The 17,034-nt window shown below is 66.5% G+C and carries 9 protein-coding genes (1 of these 9 only partly in view); 6 read left to right on the top strand and 3 right to left on the bottom strand.

Annotated features, from left to right (window positions below):
* Positions 1-53: 53 nt before the first annotated feature.
* From DWF74_RS26590 to DWF74_RS26555, 6 genes are all read left to right on the top strand, one after another.
* The gene (locus tag DWF74_RS26590) at positions 54-674 is read left to right on the top strand and encodes an HAD family hydrolase (RefSeq protein WP_102861848.1); all 621 of its coding nucleotides are present in this window, start codon (positions 54-56) and stop codon (positions 672-674) included.
* Between the two features lie 1,338 nt (positions 675-2,012).
* Complete coding sequence (locus DWF74_RS26575) at positions 2,013-2,201, top strand: DUF1843 domain-containing protein (RefSeq protein ID WP_102863589.1); 189 nt, start codon at positions 2,013-2,015, stop codon at positions 2,199-2,201.
* 36 nt (positions 2,202-2,237) lie between these two features.
* Positions 2,238-2,867, top strand: a complete 630-nt coding sequence (locus DWF74_RS26570; RefSeq protein WP_115582007.1) for a DUF1842 domain-containing protein — start codon at positions 2,238-2,240, stop codon at positions 2,865-2,867.
* Between the two features lie 52 nt (positions 2,868-2,919).
* Positions 2,920-3,528: a DUF1842 domain-containing protein gene (locus DWF74_RS26565; protein ID WP_102863591.1), complete on the top strand. Its 609-nt coding sequence runs from the start codon at positions 2,920-2,922 to the stop codon at positions 3,526-3,528.
* 136 nt (positions 3,529-3,664) lie between these two features.
* Positions 3,665-5,131, top strand: a complete 1,467-nt coding sequence (locus DWF74_RS26560) for a GDL motif peptide-associated radical SAM/SPASM maturase (RefSeq protein ID WP_102863592.1) — start codon at positions 3,665-3,667, stop codon at positions 5,129-5,131.
* Positions 5,132-5,446: 315 nt separating this feature from the next.
* The gene (locus tag DWF74_RS26555) at positions 5,447-6,235 is read left to right on the top strand and encodes a helix-turn-helix transcriptional regulator (protein ID WP_102882413.1); all 789 of its coding nucleotides are present in this window, start codon (positions 5,447-5,449) and stop codon (positions 6,233-6,235) included.
* Between the two features lie 71 nt (positions 6,236-6,306).
* Here DWF74_RS26555 and DWF74_RS26550 read toward each other — a convergent pair whose 3' ends face one another.
* The 3 genes from DWF74_RS26550 to DWF74_RS26540 all read right to left on the bottom strand — a co-directional run.
* Positions 6,307-8,265 (bottom strand): MacB family efflux pump subunit, encoded by a 1,959-nt coding sequence (locus DWF74_RS26550; RefSeq protein ID WP_115582006.1) that lies wholly within the window; start codon positions 8,263-8,265, stop codon positions 6,307-6,309.
* Positions 8,266-8,267: 2 nt separating this feature from the next.
* Positions 8,268-9,419, bottom strand: coding sequence for a macrolide transporter subunit MacA (gene macA / locus DWF74_RS26545; protein WP_102863595.1), 1,152 nt, complete (start codon positions 9,417-9,419; stop codon positions 8,268-8,270).
* 148 nt (positions 9,420-9,567) lie between these two features.
* A protein-coding gene (locus DWF74_RS26540) for a non-ribosomal peptide synthetase (RefSeq protein WP_115582005.1) crosses the window boundary here: on the bottom strand, positions 9,568-17,034 show its 3' portion. Its footprint extends 7,257 nt past the window's final position; 7,467 of the gene's 14,724 nt are visible here — the last part of the coding sequence; the start codon falls outside the window, past its right edge — the gene reads right to left on this strand; it ends in the stop codon at positions 9,568-9,570.

The following is a 17,034-nucleotide window of genomic DNA, read 5'->3' as shown; positions in this document are numbered from 1 at the left end:
CGCAGCGTCGCAGGATGACGCCCTGATCCACAACCGCTGAAAAGGAAGTGCTGATGACGATTCGTGCCGTGGTTTTCGATTTTGGTGGCGTGCTGTTCGACTGGAGCCCGCACCACCTGTACCGCCAACTGATCCCCGACGACCAGCGTCGCCAGTGGTTCCTCGACACCGTCTGCACCCAGGCCTGGAACACCCAGCAGGACGCCGGCCGGCCCCTGGCCGAAGCCACCCGCAGCCTGGTGGCCGAGCATCCCGAGCATGCGCCGCTGATCGAAGCCTATTACGGGCGCTGGCCGGAGATGCTCAAGGGACCGCTGGAGGAAGGCGTGGCCCTGCTGGAGGACCTGCACCAGGCGCAGATGCCGCTGTTCGGGTTGACCAACTGGTCCCAGGAAACCTTTCCCTATGCCTGGGAGAATTACCCGTTTTTGCAGAAGTTTCGCGACATTGTGGTGTCGGGGCAGGAGCGGCAGATCAAGCCCGATGCCGAGATCTATCACACGGCCTTGGGGCGCATTCGTGCGCATTTGCCGGGGGTGGCGCCTGAGGAGTTGGTGTTCATTGATGATCATGCGCCGAACATCGTCGCGGCCAGAGCGTTGGGGTGGCGGGCGATTCATCACGTGGCCGCGGGGGAGACGCGGCGGCAGTTGGGGGAGTTGGGGGTGGTTTGAGTCTTGGGGCTTTTTTTGGGGAGGGGGACATATCCGTTGCTGCGGGAGTGGCGGCTGGTGGTTTCGCTTTTACAGCGGGTTTGGGTACATATCCGTTCTTGCGGGTGCGGCCGCTGGCGGTTCCGCTCTTACAGCGGGTTTGGGTACATAGCCGTTCTTGCGGGTGCGGCCGCTGGCGGTTCCGCTCTTACAGCGGGGGTGGGTACATATCCGTTCCTGCGGGGGCGGCCGCTGGCGGTTCCGCTCTTACAGCGGCTCACTTTTGAAAAGCGCAAAAGTAAGCAAAACGCTTCTGCCCCTCCACTCGGTGCCTCGCTTAGGCTCGGCATGCCCTCACTCCGGCATTGATCCGTGGGCCGCCGCCACCGGCCATCCCTGGCCGGGTGGCGGCTAACCCGGCATCCCTGCCGGGTTACCCACGGCTCAATGCCTGCGTTCGGCCATCGTGGTTAACGGGGCGTTCAGATCAAGATCAAAATCAACAGCAAGATCAAAATCTGACGGCGGCCTGCCGGCCGGCCTGTTTCATTGCCGTTCGCGTTAATGTAGCCGCTGCCGAAGGCTGCGACCGGCTCCGCAGGAGACGCTAAACCTGCCTCCCCGATATTCCTGACCTATCGCGTCGCCTGGTTTTGCGAGCGCGAGCGCTCGTTCGCAGCCTTCGGCAGCGGCTACAAGGAGCCAGCCTGCGCACCTTGGCTTTGGCTTTGGCTTTTGATCTTGATCTTCAGGCCCCTTCCCAGCCGGCCGAGCGTAGGCGTTGCGTAGGGGGCAGCTCGGCATGGATGCCGAGCTAGCCGCCACCCGGCCATGGATGGCCGGTTGGCGGCGGGCCCCCGGAGCAATGCCGAAACGAGGGAACCCCGAGCCCTAGCGAGGGGCCCATGGAGGGGCAAGCGTTTTTTGGTTCCTTTTTTTGGCGTTTGAAAAAAAGGGACTCGCCGTAAGGGCGAAACCATAAGTGGCCGTTACCGCAGGAATGGATATGCCCCCCAACTCCCCGCTGTAAAAGCGAAACCACCAGCCGCCACTCCCGCAAAAATAGATATGTACCCCAAACCCCCATAAAAACGCCCCCAAACCGCCCCTCTGCAACACCTGCTCCCCCCACCTGCCACGAAAAAAAACCACCCCCTCTATCGCCATCCGCAATCACCCCCACCCCTCCATATCGCCCCATGGAATACCCCAAAAATCCCCCCCTTACCCCCGTGAATCCACCTGTCGGAAACCCACAAAATCAATGTGCCATTACCCCGCCAATTCCCCCCGCGCTGCTTAACTGCAAAAGCTGCCAAGTACCGCAGCCCCCCCTAACCCCCAAGGAAGGCACACACCATGAGCCCCACCTCGCAACACACGGTTGTCCCCTACGGAGTCGCGATCCAGTCGGCCATCGCCGAAGGTCAGCTACCCCAGATGAAAGCCCTGCTGGCCAAGCGCGATCCGAAGCACGACGAGCCCAAGGATCTGAAAGCCGCCTACGAAAAACTGGCCAAGGAAGTCGCCCGCCTGGAACAGCACTAATCGCTGTTTCCCCGTCATTGAATGGAGGCAAAGCAAATGTCTGGTTCTATCTCCCAAGAAGGCCTGTTCCCCCTGAGCTACCGCATCGGCACCTCGCAACCCGGGGCCCCGACCCTGATTCTCAATCTGCTGGTCTACACCCCCGAGCACAGCGTGCGCGGCACTTCGTCCATCACTCAGGCGGTCAATCCGCCCCTGGACCTGCACAGCGATGTCTGGGGTCAGTACACCTACCTGACGGTCATGCCACCGAGCTCCAGCAAGATCCTCATCACCGCCCAGGGCAATCAGGGCGGACCCGGTTCCAACTCCGTCATCAACTTCAAGCTGCATCTGGTGGTCAGCGATGACTGGAAGGAAGGCGTGGCCAACTACCAGTACTACAACGGACACAGCTGGGTAACGGTCAATCAGGTCCCCGCCCATCTGCAGGAACCCGTGCAGTCGAGCACCCTCTCGGCCCCCCACCATGGCCAGCACAACCGTCCGCTGCCGCCGATCTCGGCGCTGTACGCGGCGCCGATCCACGGCGCCATCGCCAGCGGCGACCTGGCGCAGATGAAGAGCCTGCACAAGGTGGCCACCCAGCAACTGGAGCAGTTGCCGTTGATCCGCACGGCGCTGGAGGCGGCCAAGGCCGAGATCAGCAAGCACGAGCGGCGCTGACTGGCGACCGTCCAGCGAACCTGATGTCTTCCACAAGATAAGGAGTTGCAGCATGACAATCGGACTGTTCCATACCCGCCTCATCGTCGCCAACCCTGTGATCGGAGGGCCGGTGCTGACCCTCGATCTGCTGGTCAACACGCCGCAGAAGAAAGTCAGCGGCGTGGCCCGGGTGACTCAGAGCACCTCGCCACCGATGCACTTCCTCGCGGATGTCTGGGGCGACTACTCCCAGGTCAAACTGGACCCCTCCAGTGAAGGCCATATCATCCTCAACCTGACCGGCAACCCCAGCGGCCCTACCAGCCAGATTGCCGAAACCTTCCATCTGCAGGGCATTCTCGGCCTCGACTGGGCCAGCGGTTTCGCCAGTTATCGCTACCAGTACCAGGGCCATTGGCATGTGGTTCAGCATGCCGCCGTGAGCCAGGCGCCGGTGGATCAAGCGGCCAACGCCGATCTGGCGCCCAAGGACGATCAACGGCACCTGTATCCGCAGCCACTGTATGCCGTGGCGCTGCAACAGGCCCAGAGCAGCGGCGATCTGACGCGGCTCAAGGCGCTGGTGGCTCAGGGCGAGCAGCAACTGGCCAACAGTGACAACCTGAGCCAGGCAGTGCAGCAATTGCAGGCGGAAATCAGCCGCCTGGAACGTCGCTGAGTCCAGGCACCCGGGGCCGGCCGACACAGGTCGGCCCCAGGGTTGCGGTAAACCGATCGCGCCATTGCCGCACAAGGAAGGCGCGCCTATTTCGATGGGTTGGTGCCGCGCACCGCTGGGTGCGCAAGGATCTTTCATGTCAGACAGTCTCCCCGCCCGCTACCTCAGCGAAACCGACCTCAAGCGCTATGTGCCGGTGCACGTGGTCTGGGAAATCACCCTCGCCTGCGACCTCAAGTGCCTGCATTGCGGCTCCCGGGCCGGGCATCGGCGCCCCGGCGAATTGAACACCCAGGAATGCCTGTCGGTGATCGACTCCATCGCCGCCCTGGGCACTCGGGAAGTCACCCTGATCGGCGGCGAAGCCTATTTGCGCAAGGACTGGACGCGGCTGATCCAGGCCATCCACGACCACGGCATGTACGTGGCGATCCAGACCGGCGGACGCAACCTGACCCCCGCCAAGATGCAGGCCGCGGTGGACGCCGGGCTCAATGGCGTCGGCGTGTCCCTGGACGGCCTGGCGCCGCTGCACGACGCGGTGCGCAATGTACCCGGCTCGTTCGACAAGGCCCTGGACACCCTGCGCCGGGCCAAGCAGGCCGGGCTCAAGGTCAGCGTCAACACCCAGATCGGCGCCGCCACCCTGCCCGACCTGCCGGCCCTGATGGAACTGATCATCGACGCCGGTGCCAGCCACTGGCAGATCCAACTGACGGTGGCCATGGGCAACGCCGTGGATCACCCGGAGCTGCTGTTGCAACCCTATCAACTGCTGGAAGTGATGCCGCTGCTGGCCCGCTTGTATCGCGAAGGCGAAGAGCGCGGCTTGCTGATGAATGTGGGCAACAACATCGGCTACTACGGCCCCTACGAACACATGTGGCGCGGTTTTGGCGACGACCGCGTGCACTGGAGCGGCTGCGCCGCCGGGCAGACGGTGCTGGCCCTGGAAGCCGACGGCACGGTCAAGGGCTGTCCGTCCCTGGCCACCGTCGGATTCTCCGGCGGCAATGTGCGCAGCATGAGCCTGCACGACATCTGGCACTACAGCGAAGGCATGCACTTCGGCCGCCTGCGCTCGGTGGACGATCTGTGGGGCTACTGCCGCACCTGCTACTACAACGACGTGTGCCGCGGCGGCTGCACCTGGACCTCGCATTCGCTGCTGGGCAAGCCGGGGAACAACCCCTACTGCCATTACCGGACCCTGGACCTGCAGAAAAAAGGCCTGCGCGAGCGCATCGTCAAACTCGAAGACGCCGGCCCCGCCTCTTTTTCGGTGGGCCGCTTCGACCTGATCACCGAGCGCATCGACACCGGCGAGGCGGTCTCCAGCGTCAGCGACAGCGGCCAGGTGATCAAGCTGGCCTGGGCCAACCAGGGCCACGCCTCCCCCGAAGAAGGCCGCATCCCGCCACGCCTGGCCCTGTGCCGCAGTTGCCTGGAGTACATCCACGCCCATGAAAGCACCTGCCCCCACTGCCACGCCGATGTCGCCGCAGCCGAGGCCCGGCACCAGCAAGACCGCCTGCGCCAGCAGGCGCTGATCAACACCCTGCACCAGTTGCTGGGCATGCCCCAGGAGCAACCGCGCCTGTAACCTGCGCCAGCCGCCACCGCGCCAACCCCAGGCGCGGCGGCGGTCATGGCGGCTCTGGCAAGCAGGGAACAGCCATCCAAAAAACTCCGGGCAAGGCCGGTAAGGGCTTTGCCATGGCAGTTCGTCCACAGGCCCGAGCGCCTGCGCGCCTGCGGCGCAAGTTTTTGCGCACTTCATCAAACAGCAGTCGCCACCCTGTACTAGGATACGAGGCGACCCTTTGTCGGTCTGCGCAAACAGGAGGTAAATCAAGCGCGACCCAAACTCGTTGTTATAAGGCAGTCCTTCCACACCTTCACATTCATGGATGAAATGATGAACTCACAAGTACTGTTTCCACATATTGGCAAGGTCATCGCCAGCACCGGCAGCCGCAGTTTCCCGCGCATGCTGCACGACCTGATACTCACCCAACTGGCTGTGGACGCCACTCACATCACCCAACTGCGCACCGCCCCGGAACAAGCCACTGGCAGAACCGGCAATACCCTGATGCAGAGCCGTCACCCGCTGTACAGCGATCTGCACGCCAGCAATGACCCGCTGCTGCACACAGGCTTTCCCGAGCAGCCCGACGAGCCCTGCGGAAGCCCGCCACTGCTGCGGCACCGGGGCAACGCGGACCCGGCGCAACTGCACCTGACCGGTCGCAAGGATTCGTACCACTTCGTGCTGTCGGTGTACCGCAGCAGCCAGGAGCAGAGCTTTTCCCCCCAGGAACGCCTGCTGCTGGAGGACATCTCGCCGCTGCTGCTGCCCATGGTGGAAAACCACATCAGCGCGCTGCAGCCGCGCAGCGACTCTGCCGAGCAGGACCGCGCCGCCATCGAGGGCCTGGCGACCGTGCGCCTGCGCTTTGCCGAGCGCCTGGAGCAGTCCGGGCTGCGCCTGTCCAACCGCGAGCTGGAAGTCTGTGTCGGGCTGCTGGCCGGGCGCACCGCACCGCAGCTGGCCGAGCAGCTCAAGCTCAAGGTCAATACCGTCGAAAGCTACTTGAAGCGCGCCGCCATCAAGCTCGGCATCAGTGGTCGCCACTCCCTGCTGCGCTGGATGTACTCGCCCCAGGCACAGGCGCCAGGCACCCGCGATGACGCGCCGGCCTGATCCGCCAATGGCCTTGACCCCGTAACCCCGCCCCGCCGGCCCCTGAGCCGGCGGTTCTGTCTGTGGGCCGCTCAATCCCGGGCCAGGGCCTCGATCGGGTCCAGCCGGGCGGCGTTGCGCGCCGGAACGAAGCCGAAGACGATGCCGATCAGGGTCGAACAGGCGAACGCGGTGACGATCGAGCCCATGGAAAACACCATCTCCCATTCCTTGATGAACAGGGTGAACAGGTAGCCGATGGCAAACGACAGGGCGATGCCGATGGCCCCGCCAATCAGGCAGACCATCACCGCCTCCACCAGGAACTGCTGGCGGATGTCCGACTGCCGCGCCCCCACCGCCATGCGAATGCCGATCTCCCGGGTACGTTCGGTGACCGACACCAGCATGATGTTCATCACCCCGATGCCGCCGACCACCAGGGAAATCACCGCGATCAGCGACAGCAGCAAGGCCAGGGAGCGGCTGGTGCGCTGAACCGTCTGCATGATGCTGTCGAGGTTGTTGGTGAAGAAGTCCTTGGTGCCATGGCGCTGCTCCATGAGCTTCTTCACATGCTCCTCCACCACTTTGCTCGGCTGGCCGTCCTTGATCTTCACGCTGATGCTGTCCAGGTGGCGCTGGCCCAGCACCCGCCCCGCCGCCGTCTCGTAAGGCAGCCAGACGTTGAGCAGGTTGCTGGCGGCGAACATGTTCTTGTTCTCGGCCGTGACCCCGATCACCGTGCACGGCAGGTTGCCCACCAGGATCACCTGCCCCAGGGGGTCCACATCGGGACCGAACAGGCGGTTGCGCGTGTTGTGGTCGATCACCACCACCTGGGCCTGGCGCCGGGCATCGTTCTCGCTGAAGGCGATGCCCGCCGCCAGCTTGAGATCGCGGACCTTGAAGTACAGGTGGCTGACACCGTTGACCGTGGCATTGAGGTCGATGTTGCCGTAGCGCAGCAGCAGGCTGCGGCCCACCATCGGCGTGGCGCTGTCGACGTAGTACAGCTGGTTCAGGGCCGTCACGTCGGCGGGCATCAGGGTCTGGATTGCCGCCGCCCGGCTGTCGCCGAAACTGGCCCCGGGGAAGATGTCGATGGTGTTGCTGCCGATGGCCTGGATGTCCTTGAGCACGTAGCGCTTGGCCCCCTCGCCAATGGCCACGATGGACACCACCGAGGTGATGCCGATGACGATCCCGAGCATGGTCAGCAAGGTGCGCATGCGGTGCGAGACCAGCGCCACCCAGGCCATGACGAAGGCTTCCTTGAACAGCCCGAGGCTGGCCACCAGGCGTCGTGCTCCGCCCGGCCGGGTGCTCATCGGGGGTTGCGCCGGCTCCTCGTCCACCCCGCGCGCATTGACCCGGTCGCTGACGATCTCGCCGTCGCGCACTTCGATGATGCGCTCGGCGTTGGCCGCCACCTGAGGATCGTGGGTGACGATGATCACCGTATGCCCCAGGGCATGCAGTTCCTGGAGAATGCCCATCACCTCCTTGCCGCTGTGGCTGTCCAGGGCCCCGGTGGGTTCGTCGGCGAGGATCACTTCACCGCCGTTCATCAGCGCCCGGGCGATGCTCACCCGCTGTTGCTGGCCGCCGGACAACTGGTTGGGCCGGTTCGCCAGGTGCCCGGACAGCCCCAGGCGCGCCAGCAGCTCCCGGGCCCGGCCATGGCGCTTGACTTGCGGGGTGCCGGCGTAGATCGCCGGCATCTCGACGTTGTGCAGGGCACTCAAGTGCGGCAGCAAGTGATAACGCTGGAAGATGAAACCGAAATAGTCCCGGCGCAGCTCCGCCAGGGCCTGATCGTCCAGGTCGCGGGTTTCCTGGCCGTTGACCTTGTAGCTGCCGGCCGTGGCGTAGTCGAGGCAACCGAGGAGGTTCATCAGGGTCGACTTGCCGGAGCCCGAGGCCCCGGTGATCGCCACCATTTCCCCGGCCTGGATGCTCAGGTCGATGTGTTTCAGGGCCAGGAACTCCCGCTCCCCGGCGGTGAAGCTGCGGCTGATGCCCTTGAGCTCCAACAATGGCTGGGTCATGGTCAGGCCCCTGCCGTGCCGGGCAGCGGATCACCGATCACCACCTGGTCGCCCTCCGCCAGGCCGTCCTTGATCTGCACCTTGACGTTGTTGTTGATCCCGGTGCTGACGTTGCGCGACTGGGCATGGCCCTTGGCGTCCAGCACCCGCACCGCGAAGCGGCCATCGGCGTTGCGCGGCCCCAGGGCGGCCACCGGCACCATCAGCACATCCTTGGCGGTGTCGAGGACGATGCGCACCTGGGCGGTCATCGAGATGCGCAGCCGGTGGTCGGGGTTGGGCACGTCGAACAGGGCGTTGTAGAACACTGCGGTGTTCTGCTTGGGGGTGCCGGCGGTCTGGGTTTCGAGGAAGTTCTGCGGTGCCGGCTCAGTGCCCCGCAGCTTGGCGTAATAGCGCCTGTCGGCCTCGCCGAGGATGGTGAAGTACACCTGCTGGCCGGGAGCGATATGGATCACGTCGGCCTCCGAGACCTGGGCCTTGACGGTCATGGTGTCCAGGTCCGCGAGTTTCAGCAGCACCGGCGCCAGCTGGTTGGCGATCACCGTCTGGCCTTCCTGGGTCACCACCCCCACCACATCGCCGTCAATCGGCGCGACGATGCGGGTGTAGGCCAGGTTGACCTTGGCGGTGTCGATCTGGATATGGGCGCTCTTGATCTGCGCGTCCAGGGACAGCAGGTTGGCGCGCTGCACCTCGTAGTTGGACTCGGCGGTCTCGAAGTCCTGCTGGGAAATCGACGCGTCCGACTGCAGGTCGCGGTAGCGCTCGTAGATGGCCTTGGTTTCCTTGAGCTGGGCCGCGGTGGCGCGGCGCTTGGCTTGCAGGTTTTCCTCGTCCACCTGGGCCTGGCGCAGGGTGTTCTGCAACACCAGGGGATCGATTTCCGCCAGCCACTGGCCCTTCTTCACCTTGTCCCCGACCTTGACCTTGAGCGACTTCAACTGCCCGGAAACCTGGGCCCCGACGTCCACCTGCTTGATGCCCTCCAGCAGGCCCGAGGCCAGGACCGCGTTCTCGATGTCTCCCCGCTCGACCCGGGCGGTCAGGTACTGCGGCGGCTCTGCCGGCGCCCGCACCGTATAGAAAATCAATCCAGCCACAACCACCAGCAACAGCCCCATACCGATTTTGCGAAACTTCGACTTTTCCATAGATGACCACAAGTGCGTTGAGGGCGGGCTCCACCGGCCAGCGGCGAGCCCCCTTACAGAACACCGTGCTGCCGTAGTGAGCGGTGTTCCAGATGAATGAAAGGCTGTCAGCCAGCGGCGGGCACCCGGCCCGCCGCCGCATCCAGGCTCATGACACAGCCTCCCCCTGGGGCAGCGCCAGCCCGTCACGCCACCAAGCCGCCAGATGCTGGACGTGGGGTGCCTTGAGCAGGCTGAAGTGGTTGCCCGGCCCCTGCCACAGCGCCAGCTCCGTCACCTGCCCACGCCAGCCCTGGACCATCGCCTCCTGCTCACGCAGGTTGCCGGCGGCGTCCAGGCGCGGATCGTCCGCCAGCACCAGGCGCACCGGTCCCCGGTAAGGGCGTTGCGGCTGGAAGCGGGTGCGCAGGGCGCTGGCGAAGGTTCGCGCCGGCCCCTGCATCGCCCGAGGATCGGCACGCTGGGACAGCAGGCCGACCCGGACCATGCCGGCATGCAGCAGGTGCATCTGCATGGCGTCGTCCTCGGCGGCAAACAGCTGCGGATCGATGCCCAGGCTCTGGCCGCACGCCAGTTGCATGGACTCGATCAGCCGCAACAGCGCGGCCGTGCTGGTGTAGGGCCGCCCCACCACGCCGTGGCCGTCCGGGGCCTCGCTGTCGATCAGGGTCAGGGACGCCACTTCGCGCCCAGCGGCCTGCAGGGCCCCGGCCATTTCGAAGGCAACCCAGCCGCCGAAGGAGTGGCCGATCACGTGCAACGGCCCTTGGGGGTACTCCTGCTCGATGGCTTGCAGGTAGTAGCGCGCCGCCGCCTCCACCCGGGTGTGGGGCACGCCCTGGCCATCCAGGCCCCGGGCCTGCAGGCCGAAAATCGGCCAGTCCGGCCCCAGGGCTTCGGTCAGGCCGATAAAGCCGGTAACGCTGTCGCCGGCCCCCGGTACACAGAAGATCGGCGTCTGCCCGCAGCGCCCGCTCTGAATCCGCAGCAAAGGCTGGTGGGACGTTGCTCCGGTGCTGGCAGCGACCCCGGCCTGCTCGATGGCCTGGCTCATGGCCTGGCCCAGTTCATGGATATGCGGCGCCTTCATCATGCTCAGGTGATCCCCGGGCACGCTGATGCAGTGCAGGCATGGCCCCGGCAGCACCTCGCCCCAGCCCAGGGTCGGGCTGCGCCGGGACAATGCGCTGGGCCGCTGGGCGGCGCAGAACAGGTGCACCGGCACACTGATCGGCTGCAGGCGGTAATGGGCCAGTGCATGGCCGTGAGCCACCTCACGGTCCAGGTAATGCCCCAGCGTCTCGGGCGCCGCGCTTGCCAGTTGCTCGAACAGCAGACCCTGTTCCCGGCAGCGCTGCAGCAGCTCGGGGAAGTCCAGGCGGTCCAGGGCCTGGCGCAGCTGTTCGACGAGCGCCAGCGGTTGCACGCCCGCCGGGCCCTGGGCGCTCCAGTAGGCACTGCACTGCAACAGCAGGTGCTGCTTGCGGGGATCGCTTGCGGACCAGCGCGCCTTGCCCTGGTCGGTCAGGCGCGGCACGTAGCTGTCGATCAAGCCGAGGAACGCCACCTGCTGATCCTGCCCCAGCAACTGCTGGGCGATCTCATAGGCCAGCACCCCACCGAAAGACCAGCCCGCCAGGCGATACGGCCCTTCGGGCTGGACCCGGCGCATGACCTCCAGCAAGCGGGTGGCCAGGCACTCCAGGGTGCGCAACTGCGGCTGGCCGAGGGCCACGCCCGGCAGGCCATAGATGGGGAAATCCCCTTCCAGGTGCTGCCCCAGCGCCGGGAAGTAGGCATCCAGGCCGGTGAACTCATGCACCAGGAACAGCGCCGGGCCAGTGCCGCTGCGCACCGTGACCCACTCGGCGGCCTGTGGCGGGGTCGCCGGGCGCGCCTCCAGCAAACGCGCCATGGCGGCCACGCTGGGGTGCTGGAACAACTGCGCCAGGCTCACGTCGAGCCCGGCCTGTTGCAGGCGGTTGACCAACTGGATCGCCAGCAGCGAATGCCCGCCGTGTTCGAAGAAATGCTCGTGGCGCCCCACTTGCTGCTGTTTCAGCACCTGCGCCCAATGGACCGCCAGGGTCTGCTCCAGGGGCGTCTGCGCCGCTTCAAAACAGGCGGTGACCTGCGCCGCAGGGGTCGGCGCCGGCAGCGCGTTGCGGTCCAGCTTGCCGTTGTTGGTCAGGGGCAGTGCCGGCAGACGCACGTAAGCCTGAGGCACCATGTACTCCGGCAGTTGCGCCAGCAGGTGGTTGCGCAAGGCTTCGACGGCCGGCTCCGGCGCCTGTGGCTGCAGGGTGTAGTAGGCCACCAGGCGCAAGTCCCCGGGCGCCTCCTCGCGCACCAGGACCACGCCATCGCGCAGTCCGGGGAAGCTCGCCAGCCGCACCTCGATTTCCCCCGGTTCGATACGAAAGCCACGGATCTTCACCTGCTGGTCGTTGCGCCCCAGGTACTCCAGCAGGCCGTTCTCCTGCCAGCGCCCCAGGTCGCCGGTGCGGTACATCAGGGGTTCGGAGCCAGGGTTGGCGGCCTCGCTGCAGAAGGGATCGGGGAGGAACTTCTCGGCGCTCAGTTCAGGCCGATTCAAGTAGCCCTTGGCCACGCCCTGGCCGCCGATGTAGATCTCCCCCACCACGCCGATGGGCAGCGGCTGACCCTGGGCATCGAGGATGTACACGCAGGTGTTGGACAGCGGCCGGCCGATGGGCACGCTGTCGGCGTCGGCCGCCAGTGTCTCGGGCTCATGGGTCACGGCAAAGGTGGTGGTTTCCGTCGGTCCGTAGCCATTGACCAGACGCAGGCCGGGCACCTCGGCCTGCATCCGCCGGAAGGCCACCGGGTCGGCCCGTTCACCGCCGCACAGGAGCATGCGCAGGCCGCTGAACGCCTGGGGCATCAGTTGCACGTACTGGTTGAACAGGCTGGTGGTGAGAAACAGCAGCGTGGCTCCCGCGGCCTTCAGCAACTCGGCGAAGGCCTCGGGGTCCAGCAGCGTCTGCTGGTCCACCACCACGACCCGGCCGCCGTTGAGCAAGGGCCCCCAGACGTCCAGGGTGCTGGCGTCGAAGGCCGGGTTGGAGGCAAAGGCCACCCGGTCCCCGGGGTTGAAATCGGCGTAGCCGTTGTTGATCACCAACCGGGTGATGGCCCGGTGCGGCACCAGTACGCCCTTGGGCACGCCCGTGGAGCCTGAGGTGTACATGATGTAGGCCACCGCCTCGGAGGACTGGGCCAGGGCCGGGTTGTGCCCCGGCAGCCGGTCCAGGCGCAGGCGATCCAGGTCCACCCGCAGTAACTGCGCCCCCGGCAGCGCCCCCTCCAGGGCCTGCGCCGAGTGCGCCAGCAGCACCCTGGCGCCGCTGTCCTGGAGCATGAACACCTGGCGTTCGGCGGGGGCGTTGATGTCCAGCGGCACGTAGGCCGCGCCGCACTTGCTGGCCGCCAACTGCGCCAGCAAAAGATCCAGGGAGCGTGGCAACAGCAGCGCCACCCTGTCCCCGGGCTGCACCCCCAGCCCCAGCAAGTGATGGGCCAGCTGATTGGCCCGGGTATTGAGCCGGGCGTAGCTGAGCACTTGCTCGCCATGGACCGCCGCCACCTGCTGGGGACGGGCCTGCACCTGTTCCTCGAAACGCTGATCCAGGGTCTGCTGGCGTGGATAGTCGCGGGCGGTGGCGTTGAAGTTCACCAGCACCTGCTGGCGCTCGGCAGCCGGCAACACCGGCACTTGGCCGATGGCCAGATCGGGCGTCTGCTCCAGGGCCTGCAACAGGTTGTCCAGGGCCTCGTGCAGGTAGTGGCAAATGCGCTGGGCATCGATGCCCGCCACCACGGTGGTGAGCATGAAGCCATCCCCCAGGTCGTCGATGCTCAGGGTCAGGGGGTAGTTGCTGCGCTCCTGAGCATTGAGCAACTGCATGCCCTCCCAGGCAGCGTTGGCTTGCCCAGGCAGCCCGGTCGACGGCGCGCTGTGGCGGTAGTTGAGCAGGCTGCTGAACAGCGGCGTACCCGCCTCCACCGCGCTGCAACGCTGCACCAGGGCCAGGGGCGCCTGTTCATGGCCCAGCAGTTGCGCCAGGCGTTCATGGGTGGCCAGCAGCGCATGGCGCACCGGCAGGTCCCCCAGGTCCACCCGCAGCGGCAAGGTGTTGATGAACACCCCCAGGGCCCGTTCGGCACCCTCGCCGCCCTGCATCCGTCCCAGCAGCACGGTGCCGAACACCACCTGCTGCTGGTTGGCCAGGCAGCCCAGGACCCGGCCCCAGGCCAGGTGCATCAGGCTCGCAGCGCTGACCCCCAGTTGCCGCGCCTGCAAGCGCAGGCGCCGGCTCAGCAGACGGTCCAAGGGTTGGCGTGCCTCGTTGAGCGGCGCGCTGGCGCCCTGCACGTCCTGCAAGCCCAGGGGCAGGGTCGGTTGCCGGATATCGCCGAGCATCTCGCGGAAGAAGGCTTCATGTTCGGCCTCACCGATGCCCAGTCGGGCCTGGGCCACGTAGTTGCGGTAGGGCACGGGGTCACCCAGCCGTTGCTGCTGGCCAAGGAGGAAGGCCTGCAGTTCATGCTGCAGCACTTCCAGGGCCACGTGGTCCATCACCAGGTGATGGAACAGCAACAGCGCCACCAGCCGCTGGTTGACCGGGTCCCGGGCGTAGACCAGGCGCAACAGCGGCGCCCGGGCAATGTCCAGGCGATAGCGCGTACTGTCGAAGCGCGCCTGCAACTGGCCGAGGATGTCGCCCTGGCCCGGGTCGAGGACGATTTCCTCGCCCTCCAGGGGCGCCTGGCGCCAGACCACTTGCAGCGGCTCGTCCAGCCCTTCCCAGAGCACCGCGCTGCGCAGGATGTCGTTGCGTTCGATCACCCCCTGCAAGGCTCGGACGAAGGTCTGCAAGCGCTGGGCCGTGTCGAAGGCAAACTGCGCCTGCAACACATAGGGATCGCCCCGGCCGGCGGCCAGATGGTGAAACAGGATGCCGGCCTGCAACGGCGCCAGGGGGTAGATGTCCTGGACGTTGGCGGTGCCGCCCGGCACCGTGGCCACCACCCGGTCAATGGCCGCCTGATCCAGCGTCAGCAACGGCAGCAGCTCGGGGGTGATGCGCGGGCAGTCGCGGTAGATCAGGTTGTCCGGCACCTGCACTTCACGGCCACGCCCCACGGCGGCGGCCAGGGCCGCCAGGGTCGGCTGGCCGAACAGCACCCGCACATCCGCCGAGAGCCCGGCCCGACGCATGCGGCCGATCAGGCTCACCGCCAGCAACGAATGCCCGCCCAGTTCGAAGAAGTGATCCTGGCGCCCCACCCGCTCGACATTGAGCAGCTCGGCCCAGAGCCCGGCCAGAAGAATTTCCACCTCGCCTACCGGCGCCTCGTACTCGCGCACGCTGGCTGCCGCCAGCCCCGGGGCCGGCAGCTCCTTGCGCGCCAACTTGCCGTTGGGGCTCAAGGGCAGCGCTTCCAGGTGCACGAACAAGGCCGGCACCATGTAATCCGGCAGGTGCTCCAGCAACGCCTGGCGCAGCTGTTCCACTGCCAGGGCCGGACGCCCGGCGGCGCAGGTGTAGTAGGCCACCAGACGCAGGTCCCCGGGCACGTCTTCCCGGGCCAGGACCACCGCTTCCTTGACCCCGCCCAGCTGGGTCAGGCGGGCCTGGATTTCCCCCAGTTCGATGCGCAGGCCACGGATCTTCACCTGATCGTCGTTGCGCCCCAGGTACTCGATAGCGCCGTCGGCCCGATAGCGACCCAGGTCGCCGGTGCGGTAAATGCGCGCGCCGGGGGCCTCGCTGAACGGGTCCTTGAGGAAGCGCTCGGCGGTCAGCTCATCTCGATTGAGGTATCCCCGGGCCACCTGCACCCCGCCGATGTACAACTCGCCCACCACTCCCCGAGGCACCGGTTGCATGTGCCCGTCCAGCAGGTAGATGCGGGTGTTGGCAATGGGCTTGCCGATGGGGGTGTTGTCAGGGGTCTCGGCCAAAGGGCCGGCGCAATCCCAGGCGGTGACGTCCACCGCCGCTTCGGTGGGGCCATAGAGGTTGTACAGGGCGACCTGGGGCAACTGCTGCTTGAAGCGCCGTACCAGGCTGCCCGGCAGGGCCTCGCCGCTGCACATCACCTGACGCAGGCCGCTGCAATCCCGGGTATCGCCATAGGCCAGGAACGCATCCAGCATCGACGGCACAAAGTGCAGGGTGCTGATGCCCTCATCGCGGATCACCTGACGCAGGTAGGCCGGGTCCTTGTGCCCTTCGGGGCGGGCCATTACCAGCCGTGCGCCGGTGAACAGCGGCCAGAAGAACTCCCAGACCGAAACGTCGAAGCTGAAGGGGGTCTTCTGCAGCACCGCGTCATCGGCGCTCAGAGCATATTGTTCCTGCATCCACAGCAGGCGGTTGACCACCGCCCGGTGCTCATTCATCGCGCCCTTGGGCTGGCCGGTGGAACCGGAGGTGTAGATCACATAGGCCAGGTGCCCGGGGGTCAGCCCGTTGACCCGAGGATTGACCCGGGGCTGGCGCGCCCAGAGTGGCTGGTCCAGGTCCACCCGGGGCACGGTCGGGCTGCCCGGCAGTGCCCGGGTGGCACCCTGCACCAGCAGCGCCTGGGGCGCGCTGTCCTCAAGCATGTAGGCGATGCGTTCTGCGGGGTACGCCGGGTCGATGGGCACGTAGGCGCCGCCGGCCTTGAGGATCGCCAGCAGGCCGATGACCATTTCCAGCCCGCGCTCGACACAGATCGCCACCCGACTGTCCGGCCCCACCCCCAGTTGCAGCAGGTGCCCGGCCAACTGGTTGGCCCGCTGGTTGAGCTGGCGATAGCTCAGGCGCTGCTCACCGGCCTGCACCGCCAGTGCCTCGGGGGTGCGCAGTACCTGGGCCTCGAACAAGCCGTGCAGGGTCTGTTCCAGGGGGTAGTCGCGGGCGGTGGCGTTGACGCCGTGCAGCAGTTGCCGACGTTCGGCGGCGTCCAGCAGCGGCACCTGCTCCAGCAGCATCTGGTCGTCCGCCACCATGGCCTGCAACACCCGCTTCAGGTAACCGACATACCGCCTCATGGTCGACCCATCGAACAGCGCCGTGGCGTACTCCAGGCTGCCTTCGATCCGGTCCTGCACCTCCCCCAGGCTCAGGGACAGGTCGAACTTGGCGAAGTGGCTGGCCTCGTGAATGGCTTCCAGGCGCAGGTCCCCCAGCACCAGTTGCGGCCCGTCGCCGTTCTGCCAGGTCAGCAGGGTCTGGAACAGCGGGCTGTGGGACAGGCTGCGCACCGGACGCAGGATTTCCACCACCTGTTCGAACGGCAGGTGCTGATGGGCCTGGGCCTCCAGGGTCCGGGCCTTGACCTGGGCCAGCAAGGCCTCCACCCGTGGCGCGGCACCCAGGTCCAGGCGCAGGGCCAGGGTGTTGACGAACAGGCCGATCAGCCCTTCGACTTCGGCGCGCATGCGGTTGGCCACCGGGGTGCCGATCACCACGTCGGCCTGCCCGGACAGCCGCCCCAGCAGCAGCCCCCAGGCCGCCATCAGGGTCATGTACAAGGTGGTGCCATGGCGCTGGCTCAAGGCTCGCAGCCCGGCCGTCAAGGCAGCATCGAGGCGGACTTC

It is taken from the genome of Pseudomonas protegens (assembly GCF_003363755.1).
In the GTDB taxonomy this organism is placed as follows: Bacteria; Pseudomonadota; Gammaproteobacteria; order Pseudomonadales; family Pseudomonadaceae; genus Aquipseudomonas; species Aquipseudomonas danubii.
The sequence above is the reverse complement of the archived record's forward strand: the minus strand, read 5'-3'. Positions and strand labels throughout refer to the sequence as shown.